Annotated in this window: 16 protein-coding genes; 6 read left to right on the forward strand and 10 right to left on the reverse strand. The window is 72.2% G+C overall.

Going from position 1 to position 19,083, the window contains the following annotated elements; translation table 11 throughout:
* Positions 1–173 precede the first annotated feature (173 nt).
* Positions 174–2,126 carry a penicillin-binding transpeptidase domain-containing protein gene (locus tag EV385_RS08085; protein WP_130508891.1) on the forward strand — a complete coding sequence of 651 codons (1,953 nt, stop codon included), beginning with the start codon at positions 174–176 and terminating at the stop codon, positions 2,124–2,126.
* Between the two features lie 83 nt (positions 2,127–2,209).
* Here the strand turns inward: EV385_RS08085 and EV385_RS36070 are convergent, their stop codons facing one another.
* The 5 genes from EV385_RS36070 to icmA all read right to left on the reverse strand — a co-directional run bounded on the left by EV385_RS36070 (position 2,210) and on the right by icmA (position 8,089).
* Positions 2,210–3,856, reverse strand: a complete 1,647-nt coding sequence (locus EV385_RS36070; RefSeq protein WP_130508892.1) for an arginase family protein — start codon at positions 3,854–3,856, stop codon at positions 2,210–2,212.
* A gap of 88 nt (positions 3,857–3,944) precedes the next feature.
* A complete protein-coding gene (locus tag EV385_RS08095) occupies positions 3,945–4,871 on the reverse strand; it encodes a tetratricopeptide repeat protein (RefSeq protein WP_130508893.1) in 927 nt (308 codons plus the stop codon).
* Positions 4,872–5,032: 161 nt separating this feature from the next.
* Positions 5,033–5,233: a DUF397 domain-containing protein gene (locus tag EV385_RS08100; RefSeq protein WP_130508894.1), complete on the reverse strand. Its 201-nt coding sequence runs from the start codon at positions 5,231–5,233 to the stop codon at positions 5,033–5,035.
* A 24-nt stretch (positions 5,234–5,257) separates the two neighbouring features.
* Positions 5,258–6,112 carry a helix-turn-helix domain-containing protein gene (locus tag EV385_RS08105; RefSeq protein WP_165449415.1) on the reverse strand — a complete coding sequence of 285 codons (855 nt, stop codon included), beginning with the start codon at positions 6,110–6,112 and terminating at the stop codon, positions 5,258–5,260.
* A gap of 291 nt (positions 6,113–6,403) precedes the next feature.
* Positions 6,404–8,089 carry a coenzyme B12-dependent isobutyryl-CoA mutase large subunit gene (gene icmA / locus EV385_RS08110; RefSeq protein ID WP_130508896.1) on the reverse strand — a complete coding sequence of 562 codons (1,686 nt, stop codon included), beginning with the start codon at positions 8,087–8,089 and terminating at the stop codon, positions 6,404–6,406.
* A gap of 145 nt (positions 8,090–8,234) precedes the next feature.
* Here icmA and EV385_RS08115 point away from each other — a divergent pair, with 145 nt between their 5' ends.
* Entirely contained in the window at positions 8,235–8,894 is a 660-nt protein-coding gene (locus tag EV385_RS08115; RefSeq protein ID WP_130508897.1) for a Pr6Pr family membrane protein, read from the forward strand.
* Positions 8,895–8,946: 52 nt separating this feature from the next.
* On the opposite strand, the gene EV385_RS08120 is transcribed toward EV385_RS08115, so the two are convergent.
* From EV385_RS08120 to EV385_RS08130, 3 genes are all read right to left on the reverse strand, one after another.
* On the reverse strand, positions 8,947–10,071 hold the full coding sequence (locus tag EV385_RS08120; RefSeq protein WP_130508898.1) for a sugar ABC transporter substrate-binding protein: 1,125 nt from the start codon (positions 10,069–10,071) through the stop codon (positions 8,947–8,949).
* Positions 10,072–10,317: 246 nt separating this feature from the next.
* Positions 10,318–11,283 (reverse strand): methylmalonyl Co-A mutase-associated GTPase MeaB, encoded by a 966-nt coding sequence (gene meaB, locus EV385_RS08125; RefSeq protein WP_242624772.1) that lies wholly within the window; start codon positions 11,281–11,283, stop codon positions 10,318–10,320.
* Between the two features lie 33 nt (positions 11,284–11,316).
* A complete protein-coding gene (locus tag EV385_RS08130; protein ID WP_130508900.1) occupies positions 11,317–12,501 on the reverse strand; it encodes an acetyl-CoA C-acetyltransferase in 1,185 nt (394 codons plus the stop codon).
* Between the two features lie 144 nt (positions 12,502–12,645).
* Between EV385_RS08130 and mce the strand changes: the two genes are divergently transcribed.
* From mce to EV385_RS08150, 4 genes are all read left to right on the forward strand, one after another.
* Positions 12,646–13,092: a methylmalonyl-CoA epimerase gene (gene mce, locus EV385_RS08135; protein ID WP_130508901.1), complete on the forward strand. Its 447-nt coding sequence runs from the start codon at positions 12,646–12,648 to the stop codon at positions 13,090–13,092.
* A gap of 281 nt (positions 13,093–13,373) precedes the next feature.
* Positions 13,374–14,669, forward strand: coding sequence for a DivIVA domain-containing protein (locus EV385_RS08140; protein WP_130508902.1), 1,296 nt, complete (start codon positions 13,374–13,376; stop codon positions 14,667–14,669).
* 248 nt (positions 14,670–14,917) lie between these two features.
* Positions 14,918–16,435 carry a Laminin subunit beta-1 gene (locus EV385_RS08145; RefSeq protein ID WP_130508903.1) on the forward strand — a complete coding sequence of 506 codons (1,518 nt, stop codon included), beginning with the start codon at positions 14,918–14,920 and terminating at the stop codon, positions 16,433–16,435.
* Positions 16,436–16,617: 182 nt separating this feature from the next.
* Positions 16,618–17,826, forward strand: a complete 1,209-nt coding sequence (locus EV385_RS08150) for an AI-2E family transporter (RefSeq protein ID WP_130508904.1) — start codon at positions 16,618–16,620, stop codon at positions 17,824–17,826.
* Position 17,827: 1 nt separating this feature from the next.
* Here the strand turns inward: EV385_RS08150 and EV385_RS08155 are convergent, their stop codons facing one another.
* Positions 17,828–18,646: an alpha/beta hydrolase gene (locus tag EV385_RS08155; RefSeq protein WP_207229779.1), complete on the reverse strand. Its 819-nt coding sequence runs from the start codon at positions 18,644–18,646 to the stop codon at positions 17,828–17,830.
* A gap of 11 nt (positions 18,647–18,657) precedes the next feature.
* Positions 18,658–18,993 carry a hypothetical protein gene (locus EV385_RS08160; RefSeq protein ID WP_130508906.1) on the reverse strand — a complete coding sequence of 112 codons (336 nt, stop codon included), beginning with the start codon at positions 18,991–18,993 and terminating at the stop codon, positions 18,658–18,660.
* Positions 18,994–19,083: the final 90 nt, after the last annotated feature.

Below are 19,083 nucleotides of genomic sequence, written 5' to 3' on the forward strand. Positions count from 1 at the left end.
CGTCTCGACCACAGCCTAGAACGTGGGCGGCGGGCCCCGAAAACGCGCGGGTGGGAACCGGCCGTTCCGGCACCAGTTTTGATACATCTCACCCGTTGCGGGTCCACGGAACCGCCCGAGTCCGACTACCGTTCCCTAAGTTTCTGAAACGTACTTTCGGAGGGGAGAATCCCATGCGCCGCTTCCGGCACTCGGCCCGCGCTCGTGACCTGCGGCACCGCCGCACGGCCGCGGCGGCCGCCGCCGTGCTGCTGCTGGTCGGCGCCGCCACGGGATGCTCCTCGTCGAACGGCCCGGACGACACCCTGGCCGACTTCCTGACCGGTTGGCGCTCGGGCAACCTCGACAAGGTCGGCTTCGTCCGGGCCGACGGCGGCTCGATCAAGGCGACCGAGGTCCTGGATCAGCTCCAGGCGCTGGCCGGCGACCTGGCCCGTTCCCCGCTGGTGCTCAACGCCCAGGGCGAACCCAAGGTCACCGGCGACATCGCCGCCGGCGCGATCAAGCTCGACTGGACGCTGCCCGGCGGCACCCCGTGGTCGTACCAGAGCACCGTGCGGATGACCAAGCAGGACAGCGACGGCTGGCGGGTGGTGTGGGAGCCCGCGATCGTGCAGAGCGAGCTGACCACCGGCGACCGGCTGGCGCTGCGCCGCGTCCCCGCCAAGCGGGCCACCATCCTCGACGGCGCGGGACAGCCGATCGTCACCCCGCAGCAGGTGGTCACGATCGGGGTCAGCCCCGAGAAGATCAAGGACCTGGCGCAGCTCACCGCGGACCTGCGCAAGGCGTTCGACTCCATCGACGTGGACGTCGACCTCAAGGCTCTGAAGGGCCGGGTCGCCAAGGCGGACCCCGGGGCCTTCCTCGACCTGGTCACCCTCCGCCGCCCCGACTACAACAAGATCCGCGACGACGTACGGCCGCTGAACGGCACCGTGTTCCGCGAGGAGGAACGCCTGCTCGCGCCCACCCGCGAGTTCGCCCGCGCGCTGCTCGGCACGGTCGACCCGGCGACCAAGGACGACCTGGTCGCCAACCCCGACACCGTGGCGGCTGGCGAGCTGGTCGGCCACGGCGGCCTGCAGCAGCGCTACGACAACGTGCTGCGCGGCATCGCCGGCACCTCCGTGGTGATCTCCCGCAAGTCGCCGGACGACAACACGGTCGAGGACGCCCAGCTGTTCAGCACCCCGCCCCAGGCCGGCACCCCGGTGAAGACCACCCTGAACGCCGCCACCCAGCGGGCCGCCGACGCCGCCGTGGGCGCCGAGCCGAAGCCCAGCGCGCTGGTCGCCGTACGGATCAGCGACGGCAACGTGCTGGCGGTGGCCAACGGCCCCGACGGCGGCGGGGTCAACACCGCGTTCACCGCCCAGGTCCCGCCCGGCTCCACCTGGAAGATGGCCTCCGCGCTCGGCCTGCTCACCAAGAAGGCGGTCACCGCCGACGAGCCGGTCGACTGCCCCAAGACCGCGACCGTGGACGGCCGCGAGTTCCGCAACGCGGCCGGTGAGGTCCTCGGAAAGGTCCCGTTCCACACCGATTTCGCCAAGTCGTGCAACACCGCTTTCGTGGGGCTCGCCCCGAAACTGGGCGCGGACGGCCTGGCGCAGAGCGCCGCGCTGCTCGGCGTCGGCGCCCAGTGGGACATGGGGATCGAGGCGTTCAGCGGCAAGGTCTCCACCGGCGCCACCCCCACCGAGCTGGCCGCCGCGGCCTTCGGTCAGGGCACGACCGTGGTCAGCCCGCTCGCCATGGCCGGGGCGACCGCCGCCGTGGCCCGGGGGCAGTTCCGCCAGCCGCGCCTGATCACCGAACCCGCGCCCGCGCGCCCGGCCGCCGACGGCCCGGCCCTGGACGCCACGGCGGTCGGCGCCGTCCGCGACATGATGCGTGAGGTGGTCACCAGCGGCACCGGGACGGGCCTGCGCAACGTGCCCGGCAAGCCGGTGTCCGGCAAGACCGGCACCGCCGAGTTCGCCGACGGCCAGAAGGACACGCACGCGTGGTTCGTGGGCTGGCAGGGCGATGTCGCGTTCGCGGTGATGGTGGAGAAGGGCGGCGCGGGCGCCGAGGCGGCGGTCCCGATCGTCAACCGCTTCCTCACCACCCTCAACCGCTAGCGCACCAGCCGCTGCGTGCGGCACGTTCGCCGCAGATCTTGAAGACATCTGGCTGGCTCCTCACCAGATGTCTTCAAGATCGGTCAGGCGATGTCGGCCGGTTCTCCTGGACCGATGTCGAATGCGGGGCGCTGTGCCGGGAGGGTGAACCCGTCGACCTGCCGGGGCCGCAGCATGCCGGGGCGGGTGGCCGGCAGCGGCTCGGAGTCGAGCAGTGGTGCCGCCCCCAGCGGGCGGCTCGCCGGCCGGATTGTCTCCTCGCCCTCCCGCAGCGGCTCGTCCTCGTCGGTCTCGACGTTCGCCGCGGCAGACACCGCCCCCGCCCCGGCGAACTCGGCGTCAGCCTTCGCCGCGGCAGACACCACCCCCGCCCCGGCGAGCGCCGCGTCAGCATTTCCCTCGGAAAGCTCGGCCGGATCCGCCAGCACGGCCGAACCCGCGACGACACCCGACTCCACGGGCACGCCCGACGCGGATCGCATGCCCGACTCCACGGGCACGGTTGGCTCGGCGGGGATGGCGTCGGTGTCGTCGGCGGGCGCGGCCTCGACAAGCGACGGGCGCGGGTCCTCGACCGGGTCGACCCGGTCCTCGTGGCCGGGCTCGTGAGCCGAGTCCGCAACCCCGAGCTCGTGGGCCGCGTCGGCAACCCCGAGCTCGTGAGCCGCGTCCGCAACCCCGAGCTCGTGAGCCGCGTCCGCAACCCCGAGCTCGTGAGCCGCGTCCGCTGCCCCGGGCTCGCGGGGTGTGGGGTGCGCCGCCGGCCGGGCCGGGGCCAGGAGGTCACGGCGGGCCGCGATCAGGTCCGGCCGAGGCGCGACGGACCGTACCGGTGCCAGGCCGGCGACCAGCGCCGACGTGATCTCCTCCGCGTAGGACCCGTCGGGGTCGTAGTCCGGGTCGAAGACCGTGATCTCCACGCCGAGGCAGTGCGGGGTGTCCACCAGCCCGGCCAGCAGCAGCTCCAGCTCGGGGAACGCGATGCCCCCCGGCGACGGCGCGTCCACCGCCGGCATGACGGCCGGGTCGAGGACGTCCACGTCCACGTGCACCCAGAACCCGGCGCAGTCGACGAGCTGATCCCGGGCCCACTGGGCGGTCCGCGCGGCCCCCTCGACCCGCAACGTCGGGACGGGCCGGGTGACGATCCCGGCCGCCTGCAGGTCGAGCCGGTACTCGTCCTGGGCCCGGATCCCCAGCACCACCACGTCGATGTCCCGGAAGTACGGCCGCCGCCCCTCGATGGCCGCGAGGTCGGTCTGCCCCCGCCCGGTGACCAGGGCGAGGTCCTCCCCGGCGGCGGCGCCCACGTACGAGGCGTTGCCGGGGTGCCGGAAGTCGGAGTGCCCGTCGACGAAGACGAGCCCGATCCGGCCCCCGACCGCCTCGCCGAGCCGGTGCATGGCCAGCCCGGAACCGAGCACGATGGAGCAGTCGCCGCCGAGCACGACGGGGAACTCACCCGCGTCGATGACCGCCCCGATCCGGTCGGCCAGCGCCCGCGAGTACGCCGCGATCGCGTCCGCGTGGCAGACGCCGTCGCCGGGCCGCCAGTCGCCCGGGTCGTACCGGGGCGCGGTGAGGCAGCCGGCGTCGCGGGCGCCGAGCCGGGGGATCAGGCCCTTGTCGCGCAGGGCACCGGGAGCCTTGGCGCACCCCGGCACCGATGTCTCGGTCGGTGGGCGCAGACCGAGATTGGACGGTGCGTCGAGGACGGCGATGCGGCGCATGGGGCCCCCGGGTGGGTCAGGCAGTGCGGGTCAGCCAGAGTCGATCAGGCAATCGCCGGTCAGGCAAGTGTCGATCGTGCAGTGTCGGTCAGAACAGGGCGCTGGCGAGGGCGCGCCGCGCGGTCGCCACGGCGGGGTCCTCGGGACCAGCCACGGCGAACAGCGACAGCAGGTGCCGGCGTACCTCGTCGCGCTCGTCGCCGCTGGTGCGCCGGATCAGGTTCACCAGCCGCGTGTACGCCTCGGCGGCCTGGCCGCTGAGCACCTCGATGTCGGCGGCCAGCCGCTGCGCCGCGATGTCGTCGGGATCGGCGGCGGCCTTGGCCAGCGCCCCGGCCGCGTCCACCCCGGACACCCGCCGGTAGAGATCCACCTGGGCGAGGCCGGACTCGGCGGCCCGGTCCTGTGGGGACTCGGCGAGGATCTTCCGGTACGCCGCCTCGGCCGCGTCCAGGTCGCCCATCATGAGCGCGTCGTCGCCAGCGGCCAGGCGCGGATCCTCGGCCGGTTCGACGGAGATCCCGGCGGCCTTGAGTACGGCGTCCAGGTACTGCCGGATCTGCGCCTCGGGCAGCACCCCGGTGAAGCCCTCGACGAGCTGGCCGCCGACGACCGCGACGACCATGGGGATGCCCTGCACCCGCAGCGCCTGGGCGAGCCGCGGATTCGCGTCGACGTCCACCTTGCCCAGCAGCCAGGTGCCGGCGCCCTCCGCCGCGAGCTTCTCCAGTACGGGCGAGAGCTGCTTGCAGGGCTCGCACCACTCGGCCCAGAAGTCGAGGACGACCGGGGTGGTCATCGACCGTTCGAGCACGGTCTGGAAGTTCGCCTCGGTGACGTCGATGACCGTGTCGCGTCCGGCCTGCGGCCCACCGCCGGGCACGCCCGCGGGTGTGTGCGGGTCGGCGGGCGCCGGGCCGGCCGGGCGCGCCGGGGCCTGGCTCGGCGCGCGCAGCGCGCTGAGGTCGACCGCGCCGCGGGTGAAGATCGACGGGGTGGTGCGTGGGTCGCTCATGGTTACCTAGTCTCGCACGCTGGCGAGCGGCTTCGCCGCGCCGCCAGGCGGGCGATAGAAGATCTTCATTGCGGCGTGGCGACGCGCATCAGCCTCTCCCTGGACAGCGGACAGCCCCCGGCGGAGTCGGCCGGGGGCTGTCTCAGGTCCACGTACAGGAATCAGGCCGGGAGGTCGAATTCTCCGTCCTGGGCGCCCGCGAGGAAGGCGCGCCACTCGGCGTCCGTGAAGCGGAGCACCGGCCCGCTTCGATTCTTGGAGTCGCGCACGACGATGGTTTCGCCGTCGAGGCGCACCTCCACACAGTTGCCCTCGGTCCCGCTGCGGGTCGAGGTCCGCCAGTTCTGGTCAAGGCGCCGCATGGGCCACCCTTCCTTTCCCTCGGGTCAACGGAGGTCGTCCAGCGCCGCCTCGAGCATGTCCCGAGAGGCGCTGGGTGAGGCCGCCGACGCACGTAGCCCGTCGAACGCTAGCGTAAACCGTTGCACATCGGTGCCTTCGGCATAAACGTCGCCCGCCACCCCCTCGATGTACGCGACGTCCGGGTCCTGGGCGAAGCGAAGCACCACGAAGGAGCCGATGACTCCGGGGTGTGCTCCGGCCGCGTACGGCAGGACCTGGAGGGTGACGTTGGGCCGTCCGGCCATGTCGATCAGGTGCTTGAGCTGCTCGCGCATGACCAGTGGCCCGCCGACGCGGCGCCGGATCACGGACTCGTCGATGATCGCCCACAGGTCGACCGGGGTGGGCCCGTCGAGTCGCGCCAACTGCCGCTGGATCCGGACCCGTACCCGGGCCTCGATGGCGTCGTCGGTCATCGCGGGCAGGGCCGAGGCCAGCAGCGCCCGCGCGTAGCTCTCGGTCTGCAGCAGACCGGGCACGGTGATGGCCTCGAAGTCGAGCAGCCAGCTCGCCTCGGCCTCCAGGCCGATGAAGGTGGAGTACGCCGAACGCAACTCCCCGGCGTGCCGGGTCCACCACCCCTGCACCTTGCCGGCCCGGGCCAGCGCCTCCAGATCCGCGCGGGTCTCCTCGTCGGCCACGCCGTACAGGTCGAGGAGCTGGCGCAGGTCCTTGGGGCGCAGGCCGCCGCGCCCGGTCTCGATCCGGCTGACGGTCGAGACGGAGACTTCGAGGTGGGCGGCCACCTCCTCGCGGCTGAGCCGCTGTTCCTCGCGGAGGCGTTTGAGTTCCAGACCGAGGCGGCGGCGCCGGACGGTCGGGCTCACCTGGGTTGACATAGCGGCCAGTCTCCCGTTTGTGCCCCGAAGGCGGTATCCCGCGCCCCCGATCCGGTGACCCGTATTGCACATGCAATCCGGCCGTGCAAATCTTGCGCTCACCTGCCCATGGAAGGCTCCGTGATGGCACACACGCGCCGCTGGCGGCTCCTGCCCTTCATCGCCCCCCGATGTACCTGCGGGCTGCGGTGGCCCTGCCCCGACTCGGTCGCCTGGCCGGTCGGCACGCCGGTGCCGGACGGGTCGCGACCTCGCCGCTCCCCGCCCGGACTGAACACCGCCGACCGCTAGCTAGAAGCGCGCCGGTTCCCGGTAGACGCCCCACTCCGAGCGCAGCGCGTCGCAGATCTCGCCCAGCGTCGCCTCCGCACGGACCGCGTCCAGCATCGCGGGGATCATGTTCTCCTCGGTCCGGGCGACCGCGACCATCCGGGCCAGAGCCTCCTTGACCCGTACGTCGTCCCGGTCGTCCCGACGCGCGGACAGGTCGCGTTTCTGGGCGAGCTCGACCTCGTGCGAAACCCGCAGGATCTCCAGGTCCTTGGCGACCGTACCGGTGTGGCAGTTGACGCCGACGATCTTCTTGTCGCCCTTCTCCAGGGCCTGCTGGTAGACGAACGCCGCCTCGGCGATGTTCGCGGTGAACCAGCCGTCCTCGATGCCGCGCAGGATGCCCGCGGTCATCGGGCCGATCGGGTGCGGCGCCGGGTCCAGCGCGAGGATCCGCTCGAAGATCTCCTCGGCCTCGGCCTCGATCCGGTCCGTCAGTGCCTCCAGGTACCACGAGCCGCCGAGCGGGTCGGCGACGTTGGTGACCCCGGTCTCCTCCATGAGCACCTGCTGGGTGCGCAGCGCGATCTCGGCGGACTCGTCGGTGGGCAGCGCGAGCGTCTCGTCGAGGGCGTTGGTGTGCAACGAGTTCGTCCCGCCGAGCACGGCTGCGAGGGCCTCCACGGCGGTGCGTACGACGTTGTTGACCGGCTGCTGCGCGGTCAGCGACACCCCGGCGGTCTGCGTGTGGAACTTCAGCCACAGCGCCTTCTCGCTGGTGGCGCCGTACACGTCGCGCAGGCGGCGGGCCCAGATCCGGCGCGCGGCCCGGAACTTGGCGATCTCCTCGAAGAAGTCGATGTGCGCATCGAAGAAGAAGCTCAGCCCCGGCGCGAACGTGTTGACGTCCAGGCCCCGGGAGAGTCCCAGCTCGACGTACCCGAAGCCGTCCGCCAGGGTGTAGGCCAGCTCCTGCGCGGCGGTCGAACCCGCCTCGCGGATGTGGTAGCCCGAGACCGAGAGCGGCTTGTACTTGGGGATCTCGGCGTGGCAGTACTCCATCAGGTCGCCGATGAGGCGCAGGTGCGGCTCGGGGGCGAACAGCCACTCCTTCTGCGCGATGTACTCCTTGAAGATGTCGGTCTGCAGGGTCCCGTCGAGCTTGCTCAGGTCGGCGCCCTGGCGCTCGGCGGCCACCAGGTACATGCAGAAGACCGGCACGGCCGGGCCGGAGATGGTCATGCTGGTCGTGACGTCCTGCAGCTTGATGCCGTCGAACAGCACGTCCATGTCGGCGGCCGAGTCGATCGCGACACCGCAGTGGCCGACCTCGCCGAGCGACTGCGGGTCGTCGGAGTCGCGGCCCATCAGCGTCGGCATGTCGAAGGCCACGGACAGCCCGCCGCCACCGGCGGCGAGGATCATCTTGTACCGCTCGTTGGTCTGCCGGGCGTTGCCGAACCCCGCGAACTGCCGGATGGTCCAGGTCCGTCCGCGGTAGCCGGTGGGATACAGACCCCTGGTGTACGGGTACTCGCCCGGCCAGCCGATCCGCTCGAAGCCCGGGTACGTGGTGCCGTCCGGTGGGCCGTAGGCCGGGGCGACCTCCAGCCCGGAGAGAGTCGTGAAGTCGGCGTCCCTGGTGCGGGCGGAGTCGTAGCGCTGCTGCCAGCGCTCACGTCCGGCGGCGATGTCGGCTGCGTCCATGCGGCACATGGTATGCGACTCGACTGAACGATGGCTAAGTTGAGTCGTGCCTGTCGCCGATCGCACTGGATCCGGGCCGGTCGGCCACGGTTGCCCTGGACACACGGGGCTGCGGCACGGCGCTGAGGAGGCTAGTTTTCCGGCCATGAATCTGCGCGACCCGCGGCTTGCCACCGCCATCCGCCTGCTCACGGCCACCGCCGTGCTGGTCGGCGTGATCCTCGATGCCTCCGGCGACTCGACCGTGCTGTCGCTGCTGCCGTACTTCACCATCCAGAGCAGCATCGCCTACGGCGCCTTCGCGGCCTGGGCGGCCACCCGGTCGTGGCGCGGCGACCTGAGCACCCCGGCGCCGCTCAAGGGCGCGGTCACCCTGTACGTGACGATCACCGGCCTGGTGTTCCACTTCGTGCTGGACAACCCGGCGAGCGGCTTCGCGCAGGTCGGGGTCCACCGCACCCCGGCCGAGGCGGTCGCCAACCAGCTGCTGCACACGGTCGTGCCGCTGCTGGCGGTGCTGGACTGGCTGGTCTTCGACCAGCGGGGCCGCTTCAAGTGGCGGTACGCGCTGTACTGGCTCGCGTTCCCGCTGTGGTACCTCGGCTTCGCGCTGGTCCGCGGGCTGATCGTGGACAAGTACCCGTACCCGTTCCTGGACGTGAACGACCTGGGCTACGGCGGCGTCGCGCAGGCCGCCGTCTTCTTCGCGCTGTTCTTCTACCTGCTGGCCCTGCTGTTCGTCGTGATCGACCGGGTGCCCGCGGCACTGCGGCGCCGACGGGCACCGGAACAGATCGAGGCGTGAACGGCGGACGGCCCCCGGGAATCCTCCCGGGGGCCGTCCGCGTAGCCGGAGCTCAGACGCCGTTCTCGGTGCAGAGCTTCTCGAACGCGTCCTTGCAGACGTCCGCGCGGTCGACGAACTTGTCCTGCACCACGTCCTTGACGTTCTCCTTGAAGATCAGCTGCGGCTTCAGCAGCACGGCCGGGACGTACGCGCCGGACTCGACGTCCTTCACCTTGCCGCCGACCTCGATCTTCTCGCCCTTGAAGAGCTTGATCGCGAGGTTGGCCGCGGCCTCGGCCTCCTGCTTGATCGGCTTGTACACGGTCATGCACTGGTCGCCGGCGAGGATGTTCTGCAGGCCCTGCACGGTGGCGTCCTGGCCGGTGACCGGCACCACGCCGTTGAGCTTGCTCTTCTTCAGCACCCCGATGGCCGCGTTCGCCAGGCCGTCGTTGGCCGCCACCACGCCACGGATCTTGCCCTGGGTCTGGGCCATCATCTGCTCGAAGATGACCCCGGCCTCGTCGTTGCTCCATTCCGGCACCGACTGGTCCGGACCCTTCACGTACGCCTGCGAGTCGTACATGGGCTGGAGCACCTGCTCGTAGCCCTGCTTGAACTGGGTGGCGTTGTTGTCCGTCGGCGAGCCGTTGAGGTCGGCCACGAGGGGAGCCTTGGTCCCCTTCTCCTTGAGGCACCGGACCAGGCCCTGGCCCTGCATCTGGCCGACCGTGACGTTGTTGAAGCTCACGTAGTAGTCGGCGCCGCCGTTGAGGGTGAGGCGGTCGTAGTCGATCGTGGCGAGGCCCGCCTTCCTGGCCTTGCCGAGCACGGTCTTGCCGGTGCCCGAGTCCAGGTTGACGATCATGAGGACCGTGGCGCCACCGGCGATCATGCTGTCCGCGATCGACGCGAACTTCGCCTTGTCGCCCTGGGCGTTCTGGATGTCGGCCTTGACGCCGGCCGCGTCGAACGCGGCCTTGAGGAACTTGGGGTCGTCCGTGCCCCACCGCTGCGAACTCTCGGTGTCCGGCAGGATCACGCCGATCTTGCCCTTACCGTTCCCATAGATCTTGGGCCCGTTCCCGGCGTCGCCGCCGCCGGCGGTGTTGTCACCACCGTTGTCGGTGCAGCCCACCACGCCCCCCATGGTCAATACGCCGACCATGGCAAAGGCGAACAACTTCCTACGCATCCCGCGTTCCTCCCGGCCAGAGGCGGCAAAGGCTACCAGCGCTGGAGCCCAGGTAAACCCCCGCATCTGTACGAACTTTGTCACTGTCCGCAGGCAATTCCGGGCCGGCAGCCACCGAGCGAAACAGGGCGAACACGAGCGGTGCTCATTTCTCGCTGAGACGCCCGGTTTTCGCCCCTTTGCGGCGCACATCATCGACTCTGCCCGATCAGGCACCCTGTCGGGAACCACCGGATTCCGGGCTGGTCAGAGCCGCTTGAGCAGCTCCTCGGCCGCCGCGTACGGATCGATCTCGCCGTCCGCCACGCGGGTGGCCAGCGCGCTCAGCGCCGTACCCTCCCGAAGGGAGCCCAGCCGGGCGCGCAGCGTGCCCAGCGCGATCGCCTCGACCTCGGCGGCGGCCCGCTCCTGCTGCCGGCGGCCCAGCTCGCCGCTGCTCTCCAGCCAGTCCCGGTGCTTGGCGATCGCGGCCACCACGTCGTCGACCCCCTCGCCGCGCACCGCGGTGGCCCGCACGACCTGCGGCCGCCACTCGCCGGGGGCCCGCTCGCCGAGGGCGAGCATGCCCTGGATGTCGCGGTACGTGGCGTCGGCGCCGGGCCGGTCCGCCTTGTTCACCACGAAGACGTCCGCGATCTCCAGGATGCCGGCCTTGACCGCCTGGATCGCGTCGCCCATCCCCGGCGCCAGCAGCACCAGCGTGGTGTCGGCCAGCGAGGCGATCTCCACCTCGGCCTGGCCCACCCCGACCGTCTCGACCAGCACCACGTCGCAGCCCGCGCCCTCCAGCACCCGCACCGCCTGCGGCGTCGTCGCGGACAGGCCGCCGAGATGGCCCCGGCTGGACATGGATCGGATGTAGACGCCCGGGTCCGTGCTGTGCTCCTGCATCCGCACCCGGTCGCCGAGGATCGCCCCGCCGGTGAACGGGCTGGACGGGTCGACCGCCAGCACCCCCACCCGGCGCCCCTGCTTGCGCAGCGCCCGAACCAGCTCGTTCGTGGTGGTCGACTTGCCCACCCCGGGCGAGCCGGTCAGCCCGACGACCTGCGCCTGCCCCGCGTACGGGGCGAGCGCGGCGGCCACGGCGGGCAGCGCCGGGTCGCCGTTCTCGACGAGGCTGATGAGCCGCGCGACGGCGCGCGGGTCGCCGTCGCGGGCGCGGGCCACCAGCGTGGGCACGTCACGGGAACGGCGCGGGGTGAAGGTCACGGGAGCATCCTGCACCATCGCGCGATCCCCGGGTCAGGCAGCGGGAACGCGGATGACCAGCGCGTCGCCCTGACCGCCGCCGCCGCACAGACCCGCCGCGCCGGTACCGCCGCCGCGGCGGCGCAGCTCCATCGCGAGTGTCAGCACGAGCCGGGCGCCGGACATGCCGATCGGGTGGCCCAGCGCGATGGCGCCGCCGTTGACGTTGACGATGTCCTCGTCCACCTTGAGCTCGCGCATGGAGTGGATGACGACCTGGGCGAACGCCTCGTTCATCTCGATCAGGTCCAGGTCGGCGACCGTGAGGCCGGCCTTGCCGAGCGCGTGCTTGATGGCGTTGGCGGGCTGGGCCTGCAGGGAGTTGTCCGGGCCCGCCACGTTGCCGTGCGCGACGATCTCGGCCAGCCAGGTCAGCCCCAGTTCCTCGGCCTTGGCCCGGCTCATCACCACGACCGCGGCCGCGCCGTCGGAGATCGGCGACGAGCTGCCCGCGGTGATCGTGCCGTCGGGCAGGAACGCGGGACGCAGCCTGCCCAGCGTCTCGGCGGTCGACTCGGGGCGTACGCCCTCGTCCGTGTCGATCATCGGGTCGACCTCGCGCAGACCGCCGCGGATCGGCACGATCTCCTCCGCGAAGCGGCCCCCGGCCTGGGCGGCCGCCGCGCGCTGGTGGCTGAGCGCGCTGAACGCGTCCTGCTCGGCGCGGCTGATCCCGAGGTGGACCCCGCTGCGCTCGGTCGACTCGCCCATCGCGGTGCGGTCCCACGGGTCGGTCAGCCCGTCGTACGCGGTGTGGTCGCGGACGAGGATGTCGCCGTACTTCTTGCCCTGGCGCTGGCCTATGAGCAGGTGCGGGGCGTTGGTCATGGACTCCATGCCGCCCGCGACCACGATGTCGAACTCACCGGCGCGGATCAGCTGGTCGGCCAGGGCGATCGCGTCGAGGCCGGAGAGGCAGACCTTGTTGATGGTCACCGCGGGCACGTTCATCGGGATTCCGGCGGCGACCGCGGCCTGCCGGGCGGGGATCTGGCCGGCGCCCGCCTGCAGCACCTGGCCCATGATCACGTACTCGACCTGGTCGGGGCGCACCCCGCCGCGTTCCAGGGCGGCGGCGATGGCATGGCCACCCAGCGCGGTGGCCGGAAGGTCCTTGAGGTTGCCGAGCAGCCGGCCCATCGGGGTCCGGGCGCCGCTGACGATCACCGAGCTGGTCACGGGTCTTCGCCTTCACGAGTTGTCGCCGGCGGGACGCCCCGCACTGGGCGCCACGCCAACTGAACGATGGTTAGGGTCAGCGTAGCCGTACGCCCGAGGGGAGACCCAGTCCCTTCGCACCGCGAAGATGTCACACTTCCGTTCATGCCAACGCTGCCCGCCGTCGGACTGCTCCGGATCGACCACGTCGGTATCGCCGTCGCAGACCTGGACGCCGCCCTCGCCTTCTACGCCGAGAACTTCGGCCTGCACTGCGTGCACGAGGAGACCAACGACGAACAGGGGGTCCGGGAGGCGATGCTGGCCGTCGGGCCGGACGGCTCCGGGCCACGGCTGCAACTGCTGGCCCCGACCAGCCCGCAGTCGGCCATCGCGAAGTTCCTGGACCGCAGCGGGCCCGGACTGCAACAGCTCGCCTACACCGTGGCCGATGTCGAGGCCGCCAGCGCGGCACTGCGCGCCCGGGGGCTGCGGCTGCTCTACGACATCCCGCGCCGGGGGACCGGCGGGTCCCGGATCAACTTCGTGCACCCCAAGGACGCCGGCGGGGTGCTGGTGGAGCTCGTCGAACCAGCCGCCGGGGAGGCCTGATTCGTACGCCTTGCGAGTGAAAGATCCTGGCAAGTACCAGCCCCGCCTGGCAGGATGTAGTGCATCGTCGGGCGCCGACGTGTGCCCATCCGCGACGATCACTCGCGAAACCGCAGGACAGCAGGTAGCGACGTCGGCACCGGGCAGAGACGACCCCCCGGCGACCCCCTCCGAATGGTTCGACCCGGCCCCCCGACGAGCCGCGAACCGGCAAATCTAGGCGCAGAACCCGGGCCGTACGGTCTTGCGTGGCCCCCTGGGGGGTCTGCCAGTATGTCCCAATGCCCCAGCAGCAGGATGCCAATCTCGCGTTCTTCGAGAGCGCAAACTCACAGCACGACTTCACCGTCGTCCTGCGCGGCTACGACCGCGGACAGGTGGACGCACACCTCGGCCGGCTGGTCGCCGCCCTGAACCAGTCGGAACAGGCGCGCGGCGAGGCCGAGCAGCGCATGAACGATGCGCAACGCCGGCTGCGCCAGGCCGAGCAGCGGCTCAATACGGTCGAGCAGAAACTGGCCGACAGCAACAAGCTGCTGGAGGAGAACAACCGGCCGACGCTCTCCGGGCTGGGCACCCGGGTCGAGCAGATCCTGCGGCTGGCCGAGGAACAGGCCAACGACCATCGCAACGAGGCGAAGCGGGAGTCCGAGGGCATCCTCTCCGCGGCGCGCCTCGAGGCACGCGAGATCACGGACAAGGCGCGCGCCGAGGCCGCCGCCATGAAGGCGACGGCGGAGCGCGAGTCGGGGCAGCTGCGCACGCACGCCGAGCGGGAGGCCGCCGAGACCCGGGTGCAGGCCCGCCGCGAGGCCGACACGCTGCGCAGCGACGCGGACCGCGAGACCAAGCAGCTGCGTACGGTCACCGCGCACGAGGTCGCCGAGCTGAAGTCCACCGTGGAGCGGGAGGTCGCGTCGCTGCGCGCCACCGCCGAACGGGAGATCACCCAGCTGCGCGCCAAGGCCGCCCGCGAGGCCGAGGAGAAGCGGGCCGAGGCCACCAAGATGCTCACCGACGCCCGCGACAAGCGCGACAAGGACCTGCAGGCCCTCGCGCTGGAGGTCGCCGAGCGGCGGGAGAAGTCCGAGCGCGAGGAGGCTGAGCGCCACGGCGCCCAGGTCAGCGCCACCCAGAAGATGGTGGCCGAGGCCGAGGAGCGCGCCCGCGCCGCCGAGGACCGCGCCAAGGAGATCGAGCAGCGCGCCGAGAGCCGCCGCATCGAGAGCGAGCGCGGCGCCGTCGAGGCGGTCGAGAAGGCCCGCGCCCTCGCGGACAAGACCGTCACCGAGGCACGTGCGGAGGCGCAGCGGCTGCTCAGCGAGGCGCGTACCGAGGCCGAACTGACCACCCAGGCCGCCAAGCGTGAGGTCGAGGACCTGACCCGGCAGAAGAACGCGGTCACCAGCCAGCTCGGCCAGATGCTCTCCGGCCTGTCGGGCCTGGTGCCCACGCCGGGCGGCGCTCAGGCCGCCGAGGCGTCGGCCGCCGCCAAGGTGGACACCCCGGCGCAGCGCTCGGCCGAGAACGGCACTCCGCCGACCGACGACAAGGTCACGGCCAAGACGACCACCTGAGTCGTACGCCACCCGGTCGTGAAGTTGCGTGGCCCTTCGGGGCGCGCGGCGGTTGATTCGACTGGACGGCACGCCGACGATGCGGGCCGCATCCGGAACTCCGGTGCGGCCCGCGTGCATTTTCGGGCGCCACCACCCCAGGCCGCACGACGGCCCAAGCAGAGTCAAATTGCTACCAGACGCGTAAGTCCCCCATGCGGGTGTGTACCGGCATGTGACGGGACGAGGCGTGTGTGAGGATGGACAGCATGTCGCACGGCGCGGAAATCTTCGGCCTCGGCGGGGGCGCGGCCGCCGAGCCCAACTTCGAAACGGCCCTGCGCGGCTACGAGAAAAAGCAGGTCGAGCGGTACGTCGCTCGGGCCGAGAACGAGATCGCCGCCCTGGCCGCCGAACGGGAGCAGGCGTACACGCAGATCCAGTCGATGGCGCAGCAGGTCGAACGGCTCCAGCAGGAGCTGGCCCAGGCCCGGCGCCAGCCCGGACTGGGCGCCGAGGTCTCCTTCCGCCACCTCGGCCCCCGGGTGGAGCAGATCCTCGCGCTCGCCGAGGAACAGGCCGAGGCGATCAAGGCCTCCGCCACGGACGACATCGCCAGCCGGCTGGCCGAGGCGGAACGGGTCCGCGCCGAGGCCGAGACCCACGCCCACGACGTCATCCGCGACTTCGAGATCGCGCTCGCCGCCCGCCGCGCCGACGAGGAGAAGGCCGACGCCGCCCGCCGCAAGGCCGCCGAGCAGGAAGCGCAGGCCACCAAGGAGGCCGCGGAGAAGACGCGTGCCGAGGCCGAGGCGACACTGGCCAAGGCCAAGGCCGACGCGCAGCGGCTCACCGAGGCGTCCACCAGGGAGGCGCAGCAGACCCGTGCCGAGGCCGACGGGTACGCGAAGGCCACCCGGGCCAAGGCGGAACACGAGACCAAGGTGTTGCGGGAGGCGGCGCAGCAGGAGATCGCCCGGCAGCGCGCCGACGCCGAACGCCAGCGCGGCGAGCTCACCGCCGGCACCGAGCAGGAGCTGCAGCAGCGCCGTACGACGGTGACGCAGGAGCTGGAGCAGCTGCGGGCGAGCGTCGAGAAGCAGTGCGCGGACCTGCGCAGCGAGGCGGACAAGTACGCCGAGGAGGTGTTGCGCCGCTCCGACGAGCAGGCGACCGCCACCCGCAAGGAGGTCGAGTCCCAGCAGGAGCGGATCGCCGCGGCGGCCGGGCAGTTGGAGACCGCGCAGGCCGCGGTCACCGCCGCCGAGCGGAAGCTGGCCGAGGCGACCGAGCGGGCACAGGCCGCCGAGCAGGAGACCCAGCAGGTGCAGCAGCGCCTGACCGAGGCGCAGCGGGAGCTCGAGGCCGAGCGGGCCCGGGTGGCCGAGGCGAAGAAGGCGGGCGAGGCCGCCGAACGGCACGCCGCGGAGGTCCGCCGCCAGGTGCAGCGGGAGGCCAAGCGGGTCGCGGAGCTCGCCGCCGCGGCGGTGCTGGCGGCCGCGGCCGCTCCCGGCGGCGACGACTTCGACGACGCCGAGGATGACGGGCACGCGGACCAGCCGTCCGACGGCAAGACCCCGGACGGCAAGACCCCGGACGGCAAGACCGCGGACGCAAAGTCCCCCGATGGCAAGGCGCGCGACGGCAAGGCCGCGGCCGCCGACGGTCAGGCGGGCCAGCGCGCCGCCGACAAGCCGAGCCCGCACGCGGCCGGCACAGGCAAGGTGACCGCCTCCGCGAAGGTGGCCGTGCCCCCCGCCAGCCGCGTCGGCGTCGACGCGGACTGACCGCCTTGACCCGCGCTCGTCGGGCGGAACTCCCCGCGCGCGGCCACCCGTCGGTCGATGATCGGCTTGTCGGGTGGCCTTCGCGCGTCCGCACCCGATAACGTCCCCGCCGGGACCTCCGGTCGCCGCACCGGTCACCGACCGCTGCCCGGACGTCCCGGACTCCGACGTGGAGGTGTGCGGTGACGGCCGACGAGCACCCCGGCCCCGGCGACGCGAAGCCCGAGGGTGCACCGCCCCCGCCCCCGGCTGAGCCCCCCGCCGACGCGACGCCCCCGGCCGCCGCCCCCGCGCCCCCGGCCCCCGGCCTCGTGCTCGAGGGCGGCGGCGCGAAGGGCTGGGGCCGGTACGGCGCGCCGGGACCCGCGCTGAACTGGCGCAACCCGTTCCTCACGGGCTTCCTCGGCGGTCTCGGTCTGGTGCTGGCGTACGCCTGCTTCGTGGGTCTGCGCAACGCCAGCTCGATCCTGGTGCTCATCTTCATCGCGCTGTTCCTGGCGATCGGGCTCAACCCGGCCATCATGCGGCTGCGTAGCTGGGGGCTGCCCCGCGGGCTGGCGGTCGCGGTGCTGGCGCTCACCGTGGTGCTGCTGCTCTGCGGGGGCGTGCTGGCACTCATCCCGCCGCTGGTGACCCAGACCGGCGAGCTGGTCCACAACCTGCCCGACTACATCGAGAACCTGCAGCGCAACCGGACCATCAACGACCTGGTCGAGCGCTACGACATCGTCAACAAGCTGCGCACCTCGCTGAACGCGGGCACGGTGGGCAGCGCCGTGGGCGGTGTGGTCGGCGGCGCCAAGCTGCTGTTCGGCACGATCTTCAGCACGCTGACCGTGCTCGTGCTGACCATCTACTTCATGGCCGCGTTCGACCGGATCAAGGAGGCCGCGTTCGGGCTGGTCCCCGCGTCGCGGCGGGACCGGGTCCGGCTGCTCACCGACGAGATCCTCACCAAGGTGGGTGCCTACATGGTCGGCGCGCTGGCCATCGCGGTGCTCGCGGGCATGAGCACGTTCGCACTCGCGCTGGTGATCGGGCTCGCGTACCCGTTCGCGCTGGCCGTGGCGGTCGCGGTCCTCGACCTGATCCCGCAGATCGGGGCCACCCTCGGCGCCATCATCGTCAGCCTGGTCGGCTTCGCCCACTCGCTGACCAGCGGGATCGTCTGCATCGTGTTCTTCGTCGTCTACCAGCAGGTGGAGAACTACCTGATCTACCCGAACGTGATGCGGCGCTCGGTGGAGGTCAGCGACGTCGCGGCGGTCACCGCGGCCCTGCTCGGGGTGGCGCTGTTCGGGGTCATCGGGGCGCTCATCGCCATCCCGCTCGTCGCGGCGGTCCAGCTGATCATCCGCGAGGTCGTGAACCCGAGCATGGAACAGCGCTGAGTCACTGCGCGCGGCGCTGCTCCGGGCCCGCGACCGGCACGTCCGCGAACGCGGCGACGGTACGGTCCGCGTACGCGCTCATGTCGCCGTCGGACATCGGGCCGTCCCAGGTGCGCGGCAGCGGCACGGCCACGCCGGGCGCGACCCGGCGCACGATCTCATCCAGCACCGTCTCGGCGTCGCCCACCCACAGGTGCTTGGCGCCCGCCACCGGCACCACCTCGGCCTGGGGCACCGCCGCGAACCGCCGCTGCGCCTCCGCGGGCCGCAGGTAGTCGTCGAACTCGGGGATCAGCGCCGTGACCGGCTTGCCGGACTCCGCCCAGGCGGCCAGGTGGGCGGGCTCCGCGAACCGCAGCGGCGGCGAGAGCAGGATCGCACCCACGACGGCCGGGTCCAGCCCGTGCATCAGCGTCAGGTCGGTGCCGAACGACCAGCCCAGCAGCCAGATGTTCGGCAGGTCGGCGAATTCCGCGTACTCGATGGCGGCGGCCACGTCGAACCGCTCGCCCTCGCCCGCCGAGAACTCCCCCTCGCTGCGACCCCGCACGCTGCTCGTGCCCCGGGAGTTGAAGCGCAGCACGGCGAGTCCCGCCAGCGCGGGCAGCCGCCAGGCCGCCTTGCGGAAGACGTGGCTGTCCATCATCCCGCCGTGCGTGGGCAGCGGGTGCAGGCAGACCAGGGTCGCCACCGGAGCATCCTGCGGTGGCAGCGCCAGCTCGCCGACCAGCGTCAGGCCGTCGGCGGTGTGCAGCTCGATGTCCGTACGCCGGGCGGGCAGCACGGAGTTCGCGCGGATCTGGTTGCTCACTTGGGTCATCCTTCGCCTGATCAGCCGTACCGGGGTGCGTTCCGGGAACGTTCGGTGGCCGGGCCGCGCCGGTCGCGGGCCCGCCAGCAGCCGGTGTGCCAGTGCCGCCGGTCCGTCTCGTCGCCGCGGCCGTCCGACGGCCAGGCCACCACGTGCGCCACCCCGGGCCGGATCTCCTGCACGCAGCCCGGGCAACGGTACGTCTTGGTGGCCGCGCCGCCGAAGATCGACCGCACCATCCACTCCCCGTCCTGCCACTGCTGCACGCCCTCGACGCCGCGCCGGGTCCGCTCGTCGGTGAGTTCCGGGCGCGGCTCACCCGCGGGGCGGCGCGGGCGGTTGCGTCGAGGACTCACAACAGTCCAGCGTACGGGGGCCCGGGACCGTGGCCGTCCGGCGGCCGGCGCCGACGGGTACGGCCGGCCCGGCCACATCGAGAGAAGCCC

It is taken from the genome of Krasilnikovia cinnamomea (genome assembly GCF_004217545.1).
GTDB classification, from domain to species: domain Bacteria; phylum Actinomycetota; class Actinomycetes; order Mycobacteriales; family Micromonosporaceae; genus Actinoplanes; species Actinoplanes cinnamomeus.

Bases quoted from the DNA above. Each gene is read 5' to 3' on its own strand.
- EV385_RS08085 (WP_130508891.1), top strand. From the start codon at position 174: ATGCGCCGCTTCCGGCACTCGGCCCGCGCTCGTGACCTGCGGCACCGC.
- EV385_RS36070 (WP_130508892.1), bottom strand. From the start codon at position 3,856: ATGCGCCGCATCGCCGTCCTCGACGCACCGTCCAATCTCGGTCTGCGC.
- EV385_RS08095 (WP_130508893.1), bottom strand. From the start codon at position 4,871: ATGAGCGACCCACGCACCACCCCGTCGATCTTCACCCGCGGCGCGGTC.
- EV385_RS08100 (WP_130508894.1), bottom strand. From the start codon at position 5,233: ATGCGGCGCCTTGACCAGAACTGGCGGACCTCGACCCGCAGCGGGACC.
- EV385_RS08105 (WP_165449415.1), bottom strand. From the start codon at position 6,112: ATGTCAACCCAGGTGAGCCCGACCGTCCGGCGCCGCCGCCTCGGTCTG.
- icmA (WP_130508896.1), bottom strand. From the start codon at position 8,089: ATGGACGCAGCCGACATCGCCGCCGGACGTGAGCGCTGGCAGCAGCGC.
- EV385_RS08115 (WP_130508897.1), top strand. From the start codon at position 8,235: ATGAATCTGCGCGACCCGCGGCTTGCCACCGCCATCCGCCTGCTCACG.
- EV385_RS08120 (WP_130508898.1), bottom strand. From the start codon at position 10,071: ATGCGTAGGAAGTTGTTCGCCTTTGCCATGGTCGGCGTATTGACCATG.
- mce (WP_130508901.1), top strand. From the start codon at position 12,646: ATGCCAACGCTGCCCGCCGTCGGACTGCTCCGGATCGACCACGTCGGT.
- EV385_RS08140 (WP_130508902.1), top strand. From the start codon at position 13,374: ATGCCCCAGCAGCAGGATGCCAATCTCGCGTTCTTCGAGAGCGCAAAC.
- EV385_RS08145 (WP_130508903.1), top strand. From the start codon at position 14,918: ATGTCGCACGGCGCGGAAATCTTCGGCCTCGGCGGGGGCGCGGCCGCC.
- EV385_RS08155 (WP_207229779.1), bottom strand. From the start codon at position 18,646: ATGACCCAAGTGAGCAACCAGATCCGCGCGAACTCCGTGCTGCCCGCC.